The following is a 14,388-nucleotide window of genomic DNA, read 5'->3' as shown; positions in this document are numbered from 1 at the left end:
AACGTCCATGCGTGAGTACCTGCAATTCTACATCGACGGTAAGTGGGTCGACCCGGTCGAACCCAAGACGCTCGACGTCATCAATCCGGCCAACGAAGAGGTCTGCGGCAAGATCTCGCTGGGTAACGCCCAGGACGTGGACAAGGCCGTGATGGCCGCCCGCCGGGCCTTCGCCTCCTGGTCCCAGACCAGCCGTGAAGAGCGCCTGGAAGTGCTGGGCCGGATCCTGGCCGAGTACCAGAAGCGCTTCGGCGACCTGGCCACCGCGGTGACCGAGGAAATGGGCGCTCCGGCGTCTCTGGCCCAACGCGCCCAGGTTCCGATCGGCATGGGCCACCTGGCCACCGCCATCGAGGTCCTGAAGACCTTCAAGTTCGAGGAAGACCGCGGCCCGACGATGATCGTCAAGGAGCCGATCGGCGTCTGCTCGTTCATCACCCCCTGGAACTGGCCGCTGAACCAGATCGTCTGCAAGGTGGCCCCGGCCATCGCGACGGGCTGCACCATGGTGCTGAAGCCGTCGGAAGTGGCCCCCTTCACCGGCCACATCTTCGCGGAAATCATGCATGCCGCGGGCGTCCCGGCCGGCGTGTTCAACATGGTCCAAGGCGATGGCATCGGCGTGGGCGTGCCCATGTCCAGCCACCCGGAAGTGGACATGGTCTCCTTCACCGGTTCGACCCGCGCCGGCATCGAGGTGGCCAAGAACGCTGCTGCGACCGTCAAGCGCGTGGCCCAGGAACTGGGCGGCAAGAGCCCGAACATCGTCCTGGACGACGGCGCCTTCGCCAAGGGCGTGGCCCGTGGCGTGGCCACCATGATGACCAACTCCGGCCAGTCCTGTAACGCGCCGACCCGCATGCTGGTCCCCTCCAAGCGGATGGACGAAGCGATCGCGGTGGCTCGTGAAGCCGCCAGCCAGGTCACCGTCGGCGACCCGAACGGCAACAGCCAACTCGGCCCGGTGGTCTCGGAAATTCAGTTCAACAAGATCCAGAAGCTGATCCAGGCCGGCATCGACGAAGGCGCGACCCTGGTCACCGGCGGCGTCGGCCGTCCGGACGGCCTGGACAAGGGCTACTATGTGAAGCCCACCGTCTTCGCCAACGTCACCAACGAGATGACCATCGCCAAGGAAGAGATCTTCGGGCCCGTCCTGTCGATCCTGGGCTATGAGACCCTCGACCAGGCGATCGCCATCGGCAACGACACCGAGTACGGCCTGGCCGCCTATGTGCAGGCCGAGGACCTCTCCAAGGCGCGCGACGTGGCCAAGAAGCTGCGCGCCGGCCAAGTGTCGATCAACGGCGGCGGCGGCGACATGATGGCGCCGTTCGGCGGCTACAAGATGAGCGGCAACGGGCGCGAGTGGGGCGACTACGCCTTCCACGAGTTCCTGGAAACCAAGGCGATGCTCGGCTACGCGCCGAAGGAAGCCGCTGAGTAAGGCTTGACCAGGCGGCCCCTTCTCCCCGGCGGAGAAGGGGCCGTTTTTTTATGACCAGATGGGCGAGGCCGCCGAAGAACGGCCCGCTGACGCTTCGGAGGAGCGCCCCATGGATCCGCATATCAAGGCTTTCCTGGACGAACAGGCCGCTGCGGCCGCCGGCCAGCCCGCGCCGCCGCCCCTGGACCAGCTGCCGGCCGAACTGGTCCGGGCCGGCTACACCATGCAGCGCTCGGCCCAGAACCAGGGCGCGCCCAAGGACGTCGATACCCGCGACCTGACCGTGGGCGGCGCTGACGGGCCGATCCCGGCCCGCCTCTACACGCCGGCCGGCGCGCCGGCGGTGACGCCGGGTCTGGTCTATTTCCACGGCGGCGGCTTCGTGATCGGCGACCTCGACAGCCATGACGGCCATTGCCGCCGCCTGGCCAAGTACGCCGGGATCCGGGTCATCGCCATCGACTACCGGCTGGCGCCGGAGCATCCCTTCCCGGCCGGCCACGACGACGCGCTCGCCGCGACCAAGTGGGTCTTCGACCATGCCGCGGAACTCGGGATCGACGCCAAGCGCATCGCCGTCGGCGGCTGCTCGGCGGGCGGCAACCTGGCGGCCAGCGTCTCCATCGACCTGAAGGGCGACGCCCAGCGCAAGCTCGCCTTCCAGCTGCTGCTCTATCCGGGCATCTGGCCGGACGAACTGACCCAGTCGCGTAAGGACCTGGATGGTCCTCTGCTGACCAAGGAAGTCATGACCTGGTTCGAAAAGAACCTCGCCGCGGACGGCCACCCCCAGGCGCATCGCGCCAATCTGGGCTCCAAGGCTGATGTGGCGGGCACGCCGCCGGCCCTGGTGGTGACCGCCGGCTATGACCCGCTGAAGGACGAGGGCCGCGACTACGCCGCGCGCCTGATCGCCGCCGGGGTGAAGGCGACCCATGTCCAGCACGACGACATGGTCCACGACTTCTACATCCTGGGCGACGTCTCCCCGAAGGTGGACGAGATCGCCCGCGACACGGCGGCCTTCCTGAAGGCGGCGCTGGCCTAGGTTTCAGCGGGCTCCTCGTCCCGGGCGCGTTGGCAGGCGGCCAGCACCGCCATGCCGACCAGGGTCGAGAGCAGGGAGCCCGCGACGACGCCCAGGCGCACGCCGGCCTGGGCGGCGGTGTCGCCCGGCGGGAAGGCCAGGCCGCCGATGAACAGGCTCATGGTGAAGCCGACCCCGCACAGCAGGGAGACGCCATAGAGTTCGGCCCAACGCGCGCCGGTGGGCTTGCGCGCCAGCTTCAGGCCGATGGCCAGGGCCGACAGGCCGAAGACGCCGATCTGCTTGCCGACGAACAGGCCCAGGGCCACCCCCAGCGGAATCGGTCCGAACAGCTGGCCGATGGACAGGCCCTTGAACGAGAAGCCCGCCGCCACGAAGGCGAACAGCGGCAGGATCAGATAGGCCACATAGGGGTGCAGGCTGCGCATGAAGTCGGCCAGCACGCCGGCCTGGCCATGTCGGCGGGCGCCGATGGGCACGGTCATGGCGGCGGCGACGCCGGCCAGGGAGGTGTTGATCCCGCTCTCCAGGGTGAAGCCCCAGACGATGGCGAACAGCACCGCGTAGAACAGGTAGGGCGCATTTTTCCAGCGCCCCATCAGGGCCATCAGGGCCAGGGCCGAGACCGCCGCGCCCAGCGCCCATATGTTGATCTGCGAGGTGAACAGGATGCCGATCAGGGCTACGGCCCCCAGGTCGTCGGCGATGGCCAGGGTCAGCAGGAACACCCGCAGCGACGGCGGCAGCTTAGGCCCCGCCACCGCCAGGGCGGCCAGGGCGAAGGCGATGTCGGTGGCGGTGGGCGTGGCCCAGCCGTGCGGCGCGCCGCCGGGCCCCATATTGAACGCCAGATAGACCAGGGCGGGCGCGATCATGCCGCCTAGCGCCCCCAGCACCGGCAGGGCCAGGCGGCGGGGATTGGACAGCTCCCCGCGCAGAATCTCGTATTTGATCTCCAGACCGACGACGAAAAAGAAGATCGCCATCAGCCCTTCCTTGACCCACTTCAGAACCGGCTTGGTCTCGTGGAAGGCGCCGATCTGGATCGTGAGGGGGTGGGCGACAAAGGCCACATAGCGGTCGGCCAGGGGCGAGTTGGCGGCGATGATGGCGGCCGCGGCGGCGACCACCAGGATCAGGCCGGACGCGGCCTCGGTCTTCAGGAACTCAAGGGTCGGTCGACGGGACATGCCCCTGGCTAACATGTGCTCCGCGTCCGGAACATGACAATCGGGGCGGGAAACGACGTGGCGTCGGGGTTGTGCGTCCGATAGCGCCGCGCCATGTGGAGGCCATGCCCGTCTCGCCCGCCTACCGCCCCGACCCGAAGCTTCCTGACCTCGGCCCCGACTTCGCCGATCCGGTGGCCGCCGCCGATTTCCCGCAGACGATCCTGCGCTACCGCAACGACCGGGCGGCGGCGAGCGTGGGGCTGGACGGCCTGACCGACGCGGAGTGGATCGCCCACTTCGGCCGGTTCCAGCCCCTGCCGGGCAACATTCCGAACCCGCTGGCCCAACGGTATCACGGCCACCAGTTCCGGGTTTACAACCCCGACCTGGGCGATGGCCGGGGCTTCACCTTCGCCCAGATGCGCGAAGCCGGGTCCGACCGACTGCTGGACCTGGGAACCAAGGGCTCGGGCCAGACGCCCTGGTCGCGCACGGCGGATGGCCGCCTGACCCTGAAGGGCGGGATGCGCGAGGTGCTGGCGACGGCCATGCTCGAGGCCCTGGGCGTCCCGACCTCCAAGACCTTCTCCCTGATCGAGACGGGCGAACACCTGCAGCGCAATGACGAGCCCAGCCCGACGCGGTCGGCCGTGCTGGTGCGCCTGTCGCACAGCCACATCCGGTTCGGGACCTTCCAGCGCCAGGCCTTCCTGGAGCGGCCGGACAATATCGCCAGGCTCGTCGACTATGTGATCGCCACCTACTACCCCGAGGTCGACAACGCCGAGAACCGCACGGCGGCCATGCTGTCCATGGTGGTGGAGAACGCCGCGAAGATGGTCGCCTGCTGGATGGCGGCGGGCTTTGTCCATGGGGTGCTCAACACCGACAACATGAATGTGACGGGGGAGAGCTTCGACTATGGCCCCTATCGCTTCCTGCCCCGCAATGACCCGAACTTCGTCGCCGCCTATTTCGACCAGCAGGGCCTCTACAGCTTCGGCCGCCAGGCGGAGGCGGTCTATTGGAACCTCCAGACCCTGGGCGGGGCGCTGTCGGCGGTGGCCGAGCCTGACGACCTGATCGGGGCGCTGAACGAGTTTCCCGATGGATATCGGGCGGAGTTGCGGGCGGCCATGCTGCGCCGGCTGGGCCTGAAGCCCAAGTCCCAGGACCACGACACCGCCCTGGTCAACGCCGCCTTCCAGGCGCTGGCGGCCGGCGGCGAGCCCCTGCGCTGGGAGCCGTTCTTCTTCGACTGGTTCTGCGCCGACGAGGCTCGCGCCATGTCTGGCCCGCGGGCGGAGATCTACAACGAGCGGCAGTTCGCCAACTTCCGCACCCTCTTGGCCCACACCGAGCCCGACCGGCCGGAGCGCTTGCAGGCGGCCTACTTCCAGAGGACGGAGCCGCAGGAGCTGTTGATCGACGAGATCGAGGCCCTCTGGGCCGCCATCGCCGAGCGGGACGACTGGGGCCCGTTCAACGCCAAGCTGGCGGCGATCGAGGAGGCCCGGCTGGCCTATTCGCTCTGAGGCGCCGCCGCCCGCACCCGCGAGGACCACTGGGCCAGCACGACGCCGGACAGGGCGACGGCGGCGCCCAGGATCTGCAGGTGGCCGAACACCTCGTCGAACAGGATCCAGCCCAGGAGGGCGGCGACCACCGGCTGGACCAGGACGGTCACCGAGGCGGTGGCCGGCGGCAGGCGGCCGAGCGCCCAGGCGATGGAGCCCTGGCCGGCCACGTGCATGATCCCCAGACCGACACAGGCCGCCCAGCCGCCGGCCGTCACCGGCAACAGCGGCTCGCCCAGCAAGAGGGCGGCGATCATCATCAGCGGCGCGCCGGTCAGGGACGACCAGAACATGATGCGGGTCGCGCCTTGGGTCTGGCGCGCGGCGCCGACGGCCAGGAAGTAGAGGGCGTACCAGATGGCGGTGGCGGCCGAGAAGGCGTCGCCCAGGGTCGGCGCCTTGCCGAGCGCGCCGGAGTCCCTGGCCGCGGCCATGATCCAGGCGCCGGCGACGGCGAGGGCGACGGCCAGCAGGAACAGGCGGCGCGGCTGTTGCTTGAGCACCAGCCAGGAGACGGCGGTCACCACCACAGGGGTCAGGTTGGACAGCACCGTCGCCTTGGCCACTGAGGTGTAGGCGATGCCGTAGTGCCAGAAGCCGAGGTCGAGGGCGAAGGCCACCCCGGCCAGCACCGTAAACTTGCTGGGCGCGCCGACCCCGCCGGAGCGCAGGGACAACAGCGCTAGCAGGGGCAGGGAAAAGGTCAGGCGCCAGAAGGCGGTGGCCGAGGGCCCGGCGTCGGACAGCCGCACCAGGATCGGCGCCAGGCCGATAACGCAGGCGCCCATCAAGAGGACGGCCAAGGCCCTGCCGCGTCCCTGTTCGTGTTGGGCCTCAGTCAAATCCCAGCTCCTGTCGCAACGCCGTCGGACTGATTCCCCTGGCGCGCAGCTCGGCGAGGGTCTCGGCCCGGTCGCGCTTGGCGAAGCGCTTGCCGTCCGGCCCGACGAGCAATGGATGGTGCCGATAGACCGGTGTGGGCAGGTCGAGCAAGGCTTGCAGCAGACGCTGGACGTGAGCGGCCTCGAACAGGTCCTGTCCGCGGATCACGTGGGTCACCCCCTGGCGGGCGTCATCCATGACCACGGCCAGGTGATAGGCGACGCCGACGTCCTTGCGGGCCAGCACGACATCGCCGCCGAGTTCGGGGCGTGCGGCGATCCTGCCGGTCTCACCAGTTGGGCCTGCGCCAGCCTCGAGGAAGTTGAGGCTCTCGAAGCCGCCGAGGGCCTGTTCGGCGGCGGCCAGGGACAGCCGCCAGGCGAAGGGTTCGCCGGCCGCCAGCCGGGCCTGCTCCTCATCGGCGGGCAGGGGTGCGCCGCGCCAGGCGTCCATCGCGCCGTGCGGGGCGCGCGACATCTCTTCGGCGATTTCCTTGCGGGTGCGGAAGCAGCGATAGGCGAGGCCCCGTGCGGCGAGGTCGGCGACCGCCGCCTCATAGTCGGCCAGGTGATCCGACTGGCGCAGCACCGGCGTCTCCCAGCTCAGGCCCAGCCAGGCCAGGTCCTCGTAGATGGCCGCCTCGAACTGCGGCCGGCAACGGGTGCGGTCGATGTCCTCAATGCGCAGGATGAAGCGGCCGCCGACCTCATGGGCGGCGGTCCACGCGGTGAGGGCGGAATAGGCGTGCCCCCGGTGCAGGTAGCCGGTGGGGGAGGGGGCGAAGCGGGTGACGAAGGCGGCGTCCACGCTGGACGGTTTAGGCGTCCTTGTCCTCGGCGAACACCTTCATGTGCTCGAACACCCCGCGGAAGAAGGCCAGTTCGCCGCCGACCGCATCCTTCAGGTGGTCGAACTGCTTGAAGGAGGCCATCTCGGCCAGGCCGTGGGCGGCGCACCATGCCGCCGTGGTGGCCAGTTCCAGGGCGACCTCATCGGTGGGGTCGGCGCCGGCGTCCACCAGGGTGTCGCGGACCTGGCAATAGGCGCTGTCCTCCTGCATGCGGAGATGCATGGGCAGGTCTTCCTTATCGCGCGAGCCGTCATACATGACGCGATAGAGGCTGGGATTGTCGCGGGCGAAACAGACATAGGCGACGCCCAGCGCGGCCATCTTGTCCTTGACGCTGACGGCGTCGCCACGGGCCTGGACCATGGCGGAGTTCAGCATCTCCCAGCCCTCATGGGCCACGGCGTCCAGCAGTTCGCCCTTGTCCTTGAAGTGATGGTAGGGCGCCGCCGGGCTGACGCCGGCCTCACGGGCCACGGCGCGCAGGGACAGGGCGGTCGGGCCTTCCTGTTCCAGCAGCCGACGGGCGGCGTCGATCAGGGCGCGGCGGAGGTCGCCGTGGTGATAGGGCCGGGATTCGGGCGCTGCAGCTTCGCTCATCGGGGTCACCGTAAAACTATATCTAGGCGCCGTAAAGATCATCTTGACACCGCTCAGATGGGTGGCTATCTAAGCATCGTTCAAATGAATACGCCCCCGCTCCCCCGGGGGTTCCAACTGAAAGGTGTGTGTCATGTCTCTCGCTCAAATCACCAACGTCGAACGCTTCTTCGACCGGATCGCCCCCGCCTATCTGATCGTGCTGGCCCTGGTGGCCGCCGGCGCCGTGGCGGTTGCGCTGATCTAAGACTGAAGCGTCCTGCGACGATGGAGGGGACCCTTGCGGGTCCCCTTTTTCTTTGCCTTCACCACACAGCTACCCTCATGCATTTTTGCATGCCGTACAGTGTAAAATGAATCTGTACATTGCTTAGTTTGCGACTATCTTAGCGTTGTCCAGATGGACGAGGGGGCCGGCCCGATCCGGCATCTAGGAGGACAAACCCATGACTGCTCCCCGTTTCGCCCGCGCGCTCGACGCCACCGTTTCCGTTCTCGCCGTTGTGCTGGCTGTCGTGCTGGCCGGCGCCACCGCCGCTGTCGGCGCCTGATGTCGGCGCGCCTGGCCTCGTCCGGCGACTAAGCTCCCTGAAGCCGTCGGACGAGACCCGCATAAGTTTCCAACTTTCCCGAACGGCCTGCGCAGTCCGTCATGGGAATGTCCCAGAATCGCTCCTATAGTTTTCGGGCGTCGGGATACTGGCCTCGCGGAGGTCGGGCCTAGAGCCCCTCAGGCTTCCGCTCCAGATCGCCGATGGCGTCTGCGGTGGAGGTTCTGTCTTCAGTCTCTGCGCTTGCCAAAACTTCGCGCTGAAGCGCCTGCGACGACTCCAGTTTGGGAGATCTGATCATGCAGGTGCTTAGTCGCCCGCCGTCCGGCGCCCCGGCGCTGGTGCTGAACGCCGACTTTCGGCCGCTCAGCTACTATCCCCTGTCCCTGTGGCCCTGGCAGGAGGTGATCAAGGCGGTGTTCCTGGATCGGGTCGACGTGATCTCGACCTATGACCAGGTCGTCCGCTCCCCGTCCTTTGAAATGCAGCTGCCCAGCGTCGTGGCGCTGAAGATCTTTGTCCCCCAGGACCGGCCGCCGGCCTTCACCCGCTTCAACCTGTTCCTGCGCGACAGCTTCAGCTGTCAGTACTGCGGCTCGGGCGAGGACCTGACCTTCGACCACGTGGCGCCGCGCTCAAGGGGCGGGCGCACGACCTGGGAAAACATCGTCACCGCCTGCGCCCCCTGCAACCTGCGTAAAGGCGGCCGCACGCCTCTGGAGGCGTCGATGCACCCCTTCCACAAACCCCGCCGGCCCAGCGCCTTCGAGCTGCAGGAACGCGGGCGGCGCTTTCCGCCGAACCACCTGCATGAAAGCTGGCTGGACTATCTCTACTGGGACATCGAGCTGGAGGCCTGAGCGGGCTCGCCTCTGGGCTCGGCGCGGCGTTCCAGAGCCATCCAGGTTTCGCCATCGGCCTCGGCCGCGCCCTCCTGCTTCAGGGCGATCAGCTGCAGCTCCACCTGGGACGCGCTGAAGGCGCGGTTCCAGCGCTGTTCCAGGGCCTGGGTCAGAGTCTCGAGGTCCATGGGGCCGGCGTGGCTGCGCAGGGCGATCTGCACCATCTCCTTCAGGCTACGGCGCTGGCGGCCGCGGGGCGTCGCCGTGGCCGCGCGGATCGCGGCGGCGAAGGCTTGAGGCTCAGCCTCGCAGAGGGCGGCGCCTGGCTTGCGTCCACGCCGTCCGCCGCGCAGGGCTTCCAGCGCGCGGTTGGTGCTTTCCAGTTCGGCCAGGAAGGGCGCCTCCGCTTTTTTCCGGGCGGACTGCAGCTGGTCGAGAATGTCCGCACGGTGTTGCAGCAGCAGGTCCCAGGCGGTGCTCATGACACATATCTCCGTCAGGTCCGCGCCAGGCGCGAACCGTGTCAGGCGGGGGTGGCCCGGTCTCGTGCGCGGCTCGTCGACTTTTTCGACAAGACTCCGCGCAGCGACCCTCGCGCGGCGACGCGAGCTGGCCGTGTCGGCGGCGGCGGAAACCTAAGCTACCGATCTGACTTTGATTTTTTCCCGCGATCGCGACCTACTGCCGCCAGCGCGAGGTGCGACTATTTGTCCATCGCACGATTAAGAAGTTCTGAATCTGACCCAAAATGGGTGTGGCGTACCAGAAAAAACTCGCGTCATGGGCGAGTCCCTCTAGCTCAGGTAAAGTCAAACCGGACGGTCGAGCGGCCGAAATCCAGGGCCACGGCGTTGAACTGGGTCAGGAGGTCCATGCCCAGGATCACCGCCGGCTTCTCGTGCAGATCCCAGAGCTTGAAGACGTGGGTGTCGGCGAAGACCACCGGGGCGTTGCCTATGGTCAGCCCGCCCAGGCGCATGAAGGGCACATAGAGCAGGTCGCCTGGAAAGCTTTCGCCGATCACCGTGGTGATGGAGACCCGGCGGAAGTCCGAGGCGCGCACGCTGCGCGAGCTGGACACCAGCTTGCGAAGGGCCTGGTTGCCCAGGGACAGCTCGGATCCGGAATCGATCATGGCGCTGATCTGCGCCCCGCCCACATCGGCGTCGATCATGGTCAGCTGGCCCGAGCGGCGGCGCGCCGGGACCACGACCCGGCCGGTCCGGCTCTGTTCGGCCATGGGCGCCAGGATCTCCAGGGCCTTGGCCTTGAAGTCCAGCAACAGCCGGCGACCCTTCAGCCAGTCGACGCCCAGCACCCCGTCCACGCCGTCCGCGCCGACCAGGTTCAGGGCCGGCACCCGCACCCGCCGCTGGGCGCGCTCGCCCACCTGAAGGCGATCAACGATCACGGAGGGACGCAGGCCGACCTTGGCGACGGTGTGCAGGTTGACGGGCGGCCCGGCGGGCAACTGCAGGCGTTCGGCCAGGTCCAGGCTGACGCAGGACCGGTTCGCGCCGGTGTCCACCAGGAAGGGGAAGGGGCCCTGGCCATTGACGCTGACCGGGGCGGTCATGCGGAAGGACTTGTCCTGGCCGGTCGAGACGCGGGTAGGGTCCTTGCCTTCGACGTCGTCCGGCGGCGGGATCAGGCCCTCGGGCTCCGGGGGCGGCGCGGGCATGGTGATCTTGGCGCTCGCGAGGCTGGGCCATCCGGCGAGACCGGCGGCGGCCATCAGGCCTGCGAACTGGCGGCGGTCCGGCGTCATGCCCAAGGTCCCCCTGGCGTTTGACTGTGACGCTAACGTCGTTATCCGGTCTCGGCAATTCAAGCCGAAGCTTGTTCCTCCGGCGGCTTCACTCGGCTGAACAGGCCGAGCAGGGCCAGGTCATAGGCGATCTTTAGCCCGCCCCCGATCACCAGGGGCCAGGCGAAGGGGCTGGCGGTCATCAGGACGCCGGCCAGGGACGGGCTGAGCGCCGAGGCGAGGCTGCGCGGGACATTGGTGACGCTGGCCGCGGCGGCGCGCTCGGCCGGGGTGACGATGGCCATGACGTAGGAGGTGCGGGCCGGCACATCCATGGCCGACAGGCTGGCGCGCATCAGCAGCAGGGTCAGAGCCACAGGCAGATTGGGGGCGAAGGCCGCCGCGATCAGGCACAGCTGGGCCGGGATGTGGGTGAAGACCATGGTGTTGACGAGGCCGATCCGCTTGGCCAGCCGCCCGGCCGCTAGCTGCGAGAAGGCGGTGAGCACCCCGGCCCAGAAGAAGAAGGCGGCGGCCGCCTGCAGGGACAGGCCGAAGGTCCGGAACAGCCACAGGGCCAGCAGCGACTGGACGATGAAACCGCCCCCGAAACTGTCCAGGCTGAACAGGGCCGCCAGCCTCAGCACCTGGGGCCGTGACGGGCCAAGCGGCGTGCGCGGAGGCTCCGCCTCGGGCGCAATCTTCGGCAGCTGCCGATAGATCAGGGCCACGGCCAGGCCGATCCCGCCGTACAGCAGGAACAGGCCCCGGCCGATCTGCAGGCCGTCCAGGCCCACGCCGCGACCCAGTCGGTCGAAGACGCCCAGGGCCAGGGCGCCCGCCGCTGCGGCCAGGGATCCTGTCAGGCTGTAGCGGGCGAACAGCTTGGTGCGATCGGCGTCCGGCCCGGCATGGGCCAGCAGGGACTGCTCCAACGGCAGGAAGGGGCTGACGTCGCCGCCCGAGGGGTTCAGCGTGCCCACGAACCCGACCAGCATCAGCACCCAGAAGTCCTTCACGCCGGCGAAGGCGAGCCCGGTCGCCAGCATCAGGCCACAGGCGGCGAACAGCAGGGCGCGCGGCGCAAGACGGTGCGACACCAGGCCGACCAGCAGGGTCAGGGCGGCCGAGCCCAACAGGGTGGCGGTGGTCAGGGCGCCGACCTGGACGGGACTGAAGCCCAGGGCAGTCAGGTGCAGCGGCAGCAGCAGGGCGACGACGCCGTCGCCGAAGGCGCGCAGGGCGCGGGCGGCGATCAGCAGGCGCGCCGCCGGGCTCATGCCGGGCTTTGGGCCTCCCGCCACATGGCCCAGATCGGCGGGGCGTCGGCCCGGGGCCGGTACTCCTTGATCACCTCGAAGCCGTAGCGGCGGTAGAGCGGCACGTTGGCGATGTTGGAGCTTTCCAGGAAGGCTGGCAGGCCTTGGGCGTCCACCTTGGCCAGGCCCGCGGCCAGCAGGCGCGAGCCGACGCCCATCCCCTGGGCCTCGGGGCGCACGCCCAGGAACCACAGATAGGCGTGGGGCCGGTCCATGGGGTGGTTCTCATCCATCGCCTTGCGCATGGCCGCCAGCCGCCCGAAGCGGGAAAAGCCGGTGGCGCGCAGGATGGTGGGCAGGACGCGCAGCTCATCCACCAGCGAGCCGGGGCCGAGCTTGGTCGAGGGGATCCAGATCGAGGCCGCGCCGCCGCTCGCTGGGGCGATCACCTCGCCGTCCGGCAGGGCCATGGCGGCCAGCAGCAGGCGAAAGAAGGCCAGGCGCGCCGGCTCCCGCTGGGCGTCGTCGCGCATGAACCAGTCGAACTGGGGATCGGTGGCGAAGGCGGCGGACAGGTCGTCGGCCACCCGCGGAATGTCGGCGACGCCGGTGGTCATCGGGGCCTCGGCGCCCCGCCGAAGAGCCTCGATGGCGTCGGGGGTCATATCTTCTCGCTGATCTTGATGGCCGCCTTGCAGCCGGCCTGGATGACGGCGGAGAGCAGGGCGTAGCCGGGCGCCTCCTTGGCGCCCTCTTCGATGGCCAGGTCGCGGTGGGCCAGCTCCTCGTCGCGGAACTTGGACAGCTCGGCCGCCAGCTCCGGGTCGCGGTCCTCAAGCTCGGCGATCTGGCCGGCATAGTGGCCCTCGATCACGCTTTCGACGGCCTCGGTGCAGGCGTGCGCGGCCTTGTCGCCCAACAGGGCGGTGCCGGCGCCGAGCGCAAAGGCCGCCACGCGCCAGAGCGGGGTCATCAGGGTGGGGCGCACCCCGTGGTCGGTCAGCAGCCGGTCGAAGCGGGCCAGGTGGACGGCCTCGTGGCCCTCCATCTCCGCCAGCTGGGCGGCGGTGCGCTCATGGCCCCGGGCGGCGCCCAGGACGGCGCGCTGGCCGCGATAGATATGCACGGCGCCGAGCTCGCCAGCGTGGTCCACCCGCAGGATCTCCGCCAGGCGGGCCTTGGGGGCGCCCAGGCCCGGGCGCATGGGAATGGGCTTCTCAGTCATGCGGGTCGCCGATCATGCAGGAGGGCGATGACGCTCCAGACCAGGAGCTTGAGGCTGATCAGGGCGTTCCAGCCGGCCATGGACAGGCCGAACATCCGCCACGCCGCCTGGTCGCAGGCCGGCGGTTTGATCTTCGCGGTGCCGTCCGCCAGGGCTGACAGGGCGTCCAGGCTGACCTGGCCGCCGCCGCCCGAGCAGGTGGTCGGGCCGGGCCACCACTTCCACTCGGCGCCTGAATGGTAGATCGCGAGATAGAGGCCATAGGCGAAGGCCAGCGCGACCGCGGCGTCGAACATCCAGCGCAGGCGGCGCTGGGTCGGCAGGCGGGTCACCAGGATCCCGGCCAGGGCGATGGTCCCGGCGATCCAATAGGCTTCCCGCTGACGCAGGCACAGGGTGCAGGGGGCGTAGCCTCCGAAGGTTTCGAAGGCGTGGGCGATGGCCAGCATCAGGGCGGAGGCGAGCAGCGCCCAGAACAGCCAGTGGTCGCGGAAGACGCGGAGGAAGGCGCTCATGGTCGCGGGATATGAGCCCAAAACGCGCCTCAGCCCAAGACCTTTAGCGCGATCACGGCGATCACGATCAGGCCCAGCAGCAGGCCGGTGTAGAGGGTCATCCGCTTCTCGAATTCCTCCTGCACCTTGGGGCCGTAGTACTTGAGCAGGGTCGCGGTCAGGAAGAACCGCGCGCCGCGCGTCACCACCGAAGCCCAGACAAAGGTGAAGAACGAGAAGTGGGCCAGGCCCGAGGCGATGGTCACCAGCTTGTAGGGGATCGGGGTCAGGCCCTTGATCAGGATGACCATCAGGCCCCACTGCTCGAACCAGGCGCGGAAGGCGGCGTCGCCGTTCGCATGGCCCATCAACGCCAGCAGCCAGTGGCCCACCGGCTCGAGGAAGTAGCCGATCGCATAGCCCAGGATCCCGCCCAGCACCGAGGCCAGGGTGCAGATCCCGGCCAGGACATAGGCCCGGTCCGGCCGCGCCACGACCATCGGCGCCAGCATCACGTCCGGCGGGATCGGGAAGAACGAGCTTTCGGCGAAGGACACGGCGAACAGGGTGGTGGGCGCGTGGCGCGAACCGGCCTGGCGCATGACCCAGTCATAAGTTTTGCGAAGCATGGGACCCCGGGGAGGACGATCACAGGTTAGCTACCAGCCGAGGCGGCGCTTGTCTCGCGCCCTCGCCT

15 protein-coding genes are annotated in these 14,388 nt (G+C 68.9%); 4 read left to right on the top strand and 11 right to left on the bottom strand.

Features of this window, described 5'->3' with window-relative positions; genetic code table 11:
* Positions 1 to 7 precede the first annotated feature (7 nt).
* A complete protein-coding gene (locus ACFQ27_RS13240; RefSeq protein ID WP_374342541.1) occupies positions 8 to 1,447 on the top strand; it encodes an aldehyde dehydrogenase family protein in 1,440 nt (479 codons plus the stop codon).
* A gap of 109 nt (positions 1,448 to 1,556) precedes the next feature.
* Positions 1,557 to 2,495, top strand: coding sequence for an alpha/beta hydrolase (locus ACFQ27_RS13235; RefSeq protein WP_377353908.1), 939 nt, complete (start codon positions 1,557 to 1,559; stop codon positions 2,493 to 2,495).
* Here ACFQ27_RS13235 and nhaA read toward each other — a convergent pair.
* Positions 2,492 to 3,685, bottom strand: coding sequence for a Na+/H+ antiporter NhaA (gene nhaA, locus ACFQ27_RS13230; protein WP_377353907.1), 1,194 nt, complete (start codon positions 3,683 to 3,685; stop codon positions 2,492 to 2,494). The genes ACFQ27_RS13235 and nhaA overlap by 4 nt on opposite strands.
* A gap of 104 nt (positions 3,686 to 3,789) precedes the next feature.
* Between nhaA and ACFQ27_RS13225 the strand changes: the two genes are divergently transcribed.
* On the top strand, positions 3,790 to 5,202 hold the full coding sequence (locus ACFQ27_RS13225; protein ID WP_377353905.1) for a protein adenylyltransferase SelO: 1,413 nt from the start codon (positions 3,790 to 3,792) through the stop codon (positions 5,200 to 5,202).
* On the opposite strand, the gene ACFQ27_RS13220 is transcribed toward ACFQ27_RS13225, so the two are convergent.
* The 3 genes from ACFQ27_RS13220 to ACFQ27_RS13210 are packed head-to-tail and all read right to left on the bottom strand — an operon-like array spanning position 5,190 to position 7,573.
* Positions 5,190 to 6,086 carry a DMT family transporter gene (locus tag ACFQ27_RS13220; protein ID WP_374342533.1) on the bottom strand — a complete coding sequence of 299 codons (897 nt, stop codon included), beginning with the start codon at positions 6,084 to 6,086 and terminating at the stop codon, positions 5,190 to 5,192. The genes ACFQ27_RS13225 and ACFQ27_RS13220 overlap by 13 nt on opposite strands.
* Positions 6,079 to 6,933, bottom strand: a complete 855-nt coding sequence (gluQRS, locus tag ACFQ27_RS13215; protein ID WP_377353904.1) for a tRNA glutamyl-Q(34) synthetase GluQRS — start codon at positions 6,931 to 6,933, stop codon at positions 6,079 to 6,081. The genes ACFQ27_RS13220 and gluQRS overlap by 8 nt, the downstream gene beginning before the upstream one ends.
* A gap of 10 nt (positions 6,934 to 6,943) precedes the next feature.
* Positions 6,944 to 7,573 carry a TetR/AcrR family transcriptional regulator gene (locus tag ACFQ27_RS13210; protein WP_374342529.1) on the bottom strand — a complete coding sequence of 210 codons (630 nt, stop codon included), beginning with the start codon at positions 7,571 to 7,573 and terminating at the stop codon, positions 6,944 to 6,946.
* An 847-nt stretch (positions 7,574 to 8,420) separates the two neighbouring features.
* On the opposite strand from ACFQ27_RS13210, the gene ACFQ27_RS13205 reads away from it, so the two are divergent.
* Complete coding sequence (locus ACFQ27_RS13205; protein ID WP_377353915.1) at positions 8,421 to 8,984, top strand: HNH endonuclease; 564 nt, start codon at positions 8,421 to 8,423, stop codon at positions 8,982 to 8,984.
* Here the strand turns inward: ACFQ27_RS13205 and ACFQ27_RS13200 are convergent.
* From ACFQ27_RS13200 to ACFQ27_RS13170, 7 genes are all read right to left on the bottom strand, one after another.
* Positions 8,957 to 9,448, bottom strand: coding sequence for a hypothetical protein (locus ACFQ27_RS13200; protein ID WP_377353903.1), 492 nt, complete (start codon positions 9,446 to 9,448; stop codon positions 8,957 to 8,959). The genes ACFQ27_RS13205 and ACFQ27_RS13200 overlap by 28 nt on opposite strands.
* A 317-nt stretch (positions 9,449 to 9,765) precedes the next feature.
* Positions 9,766 to 10,734 carry a retroviral-like aspartic protease family protein gene (locus tag ACFQ27_RS13195; RefSeq protein WP_377353902.1) on the bottom strand — a complete coding sequence of 323 codons (969 nt, stop codon included), beginning with the start codon at positions 10,732 to 10,734 and terminating at the stop codon, positions 9,766 to 9,768.
* Positions 10,735 to 10,793: 59 nt separating this feature from the next.
* On the bottom strand, positions 10,794 to 11,993 hold the full coding sequence (locus ACFQ27_RS13190) for an MFS transporter (RefSeq protein ID WP_377353901.1): 1,200 nt from the start codon (positions 11,991 to 11,993) through the stop codon (positions 10,794 to 10,796).
* Positions 11,990 to 12,637, bottom strand: coding sequence for a GNAT family N-acetyltransferase (locus ACFQ27_RS13185; protein ID WP_374348770.1), 648 nt, complete (start codon positions 12,635 to 12,637; stop codon positions 11,990 to 11,992). The genes ACFQ27_RS13190 and ACFQ27_RS13185 overlap by 4 nt, the downstream gene beginning before the upstream one ends.
* Positions 12,634 to 13,197, bottom strand: a complete 564-nt coding sequence (locus ACFQ27_RS13180) for a demethoxyubiquinone hydroxylase family protein (RefSeq protein WP_374348768.1) — start codon at positions 13,195 to 13,197, stop codon at positions 12,634 to 12,636. Before ACFQ27_RS13180 ends, ACFQ27_RS13185 begins: the two co-directional genes overlap by 4 nt.
* Positions 13,194 to 13,712, bottom strand: a complete 519-nt coding sequence (locus ACFQ27_RS13175) for a disulfide bond formation protein B (RefSeq protein WP_377353899.1) — start codon at positions 13,710 to 13,712, stop codon at positions 13,194 to 13,196. Before ACFQ27_RS13175 ends, ACFQ27_RS13180 begins: the two co-directional genes overlap by 4 nt.
* A 29-nt stretch (positions 13,713 to 13,741) precedes the next feature.
* On the bottom strand, positions 13,742 to 14,320 hold the full coding sequence (locus ACFQ27_RS13170; RefSeq protein ID WP_374348762.1) for a YqaA family protein: 579 nt from the start codon (positions 14,318 to 14,320) through the stop codon (positions 13,742 to 13,744).
* Positions 14,321 to 14,388 lie beyond the last annotated feature (68 nt).

The sequence above is a fragment of the Phenylobacterium conjunctum genome, from assembly GCF_042679085.1.
Taxonomy (GTDB): Bacteria; Pseudomonadota; Alphaproteobacteria; order Caulobacterales; family Caulobacteraceae; genus Phenylobacterium; species Phenylobacterium conjunctum.
This window is presented reverse-complemented; position numbering and strand designations above follow the sequence as displayed.

What these genes read in the sequence shown, in the direction of transcription:
- ACFQ27_RS13240 (WP_374342541.1), top strand. Translation starts at nt 8, where the DNA reads ATGCGTGAGTACCTGCAATTCTACATCGACGGTAAGTGGGTCGACCCG.
- ACFQ27_RS13235 (WP_377353908.1), top strand. Translation starts at nt 1,557, where the DNA reads ATGGATCCGCATATCAAGGCTTTCCTGGACGAACAGGCCGCTGCGGCC.
- nhaA (WP_377353907.1), bottom strand. Translation starts at nt 3,685, where the DNA reads ATGTCCCGTCGACCGACCCTTGAGTTCCTGAAGACCGAGGCCGCGTCC.
- ACFQ27_RS13225 (WP_377353905.1), top strand. Translation starts at nt 3,790, where the DNA reads ATGCCCGTCTCGCCCGCCTACCGCCCCGACCCGAAGCTTCCTGACCTC.
- ACFQ27_RS13210 (WP_374342529.1), bottom strand. Translation starts at nt 7,573, where the DNA reads ATGAGCGAAGCTGCAGCGCCCGAATCCCGGCCCTATCACCACGGCGAC.
- ACFQ27_RS13200 (WP_377353903.1), bottom strand. Translation starts at nt 9,448, where the DNA reads ATGAGCACCGCCTGGGACCTGCTGCTGCAACACCGTGCGGACATTCTC.
- ACFQ27_RS13195 (WP_377353902.1), bottom strand. Translation starts at nt 10,734, where the DNA reads ATGACGCCGGACCGCCGCCAGTTCGCAGGCCTGATGGCCGCCGCCGGT.
- ACFQ27_RS13190 (WP_377353901.1), bottom strand. Translation starts at nt 11,993, where the DNA reads ATGAGCCCGGCGGCGCGCCTGCTGATCGCCGCCCGCGCCCTGCGCGCC.
- ACFQ27_RS13185 (WP_374348770.1), bottom strand. Translation starts at nt 12,637, where the DNA reads ATGACCCCCGACGCCATCGAGGCTCTTCGGCGGGGCGCCGAGGCCCCG.
- ACFQ27_RS13180 (WP_374348768.1), bottom strand. Translation starts at nt 13,197, where the DNA reads ATGACTGAGAAGCCCATTCCCATGCGCCCGGGCCTGGGCGCCCCCAAG.
- ACFQ27_RS13175 (WP_377353899.1), bottom strand. Translation starts at nt 13,712, where the DNA reads ATGAGCGCCTTCCTCCGCGTCTTCCGCGACCACTGGCTGTTCTGGGCG.
- ACFQ27_RS13170 (WP_374348762.1), bottom strand. Translation starts at nt 14,320, where the DNA reads ATGCTTCGCAAAACTTATGACTGGGTCATGCGCCAGGCCGGTTCGCGC.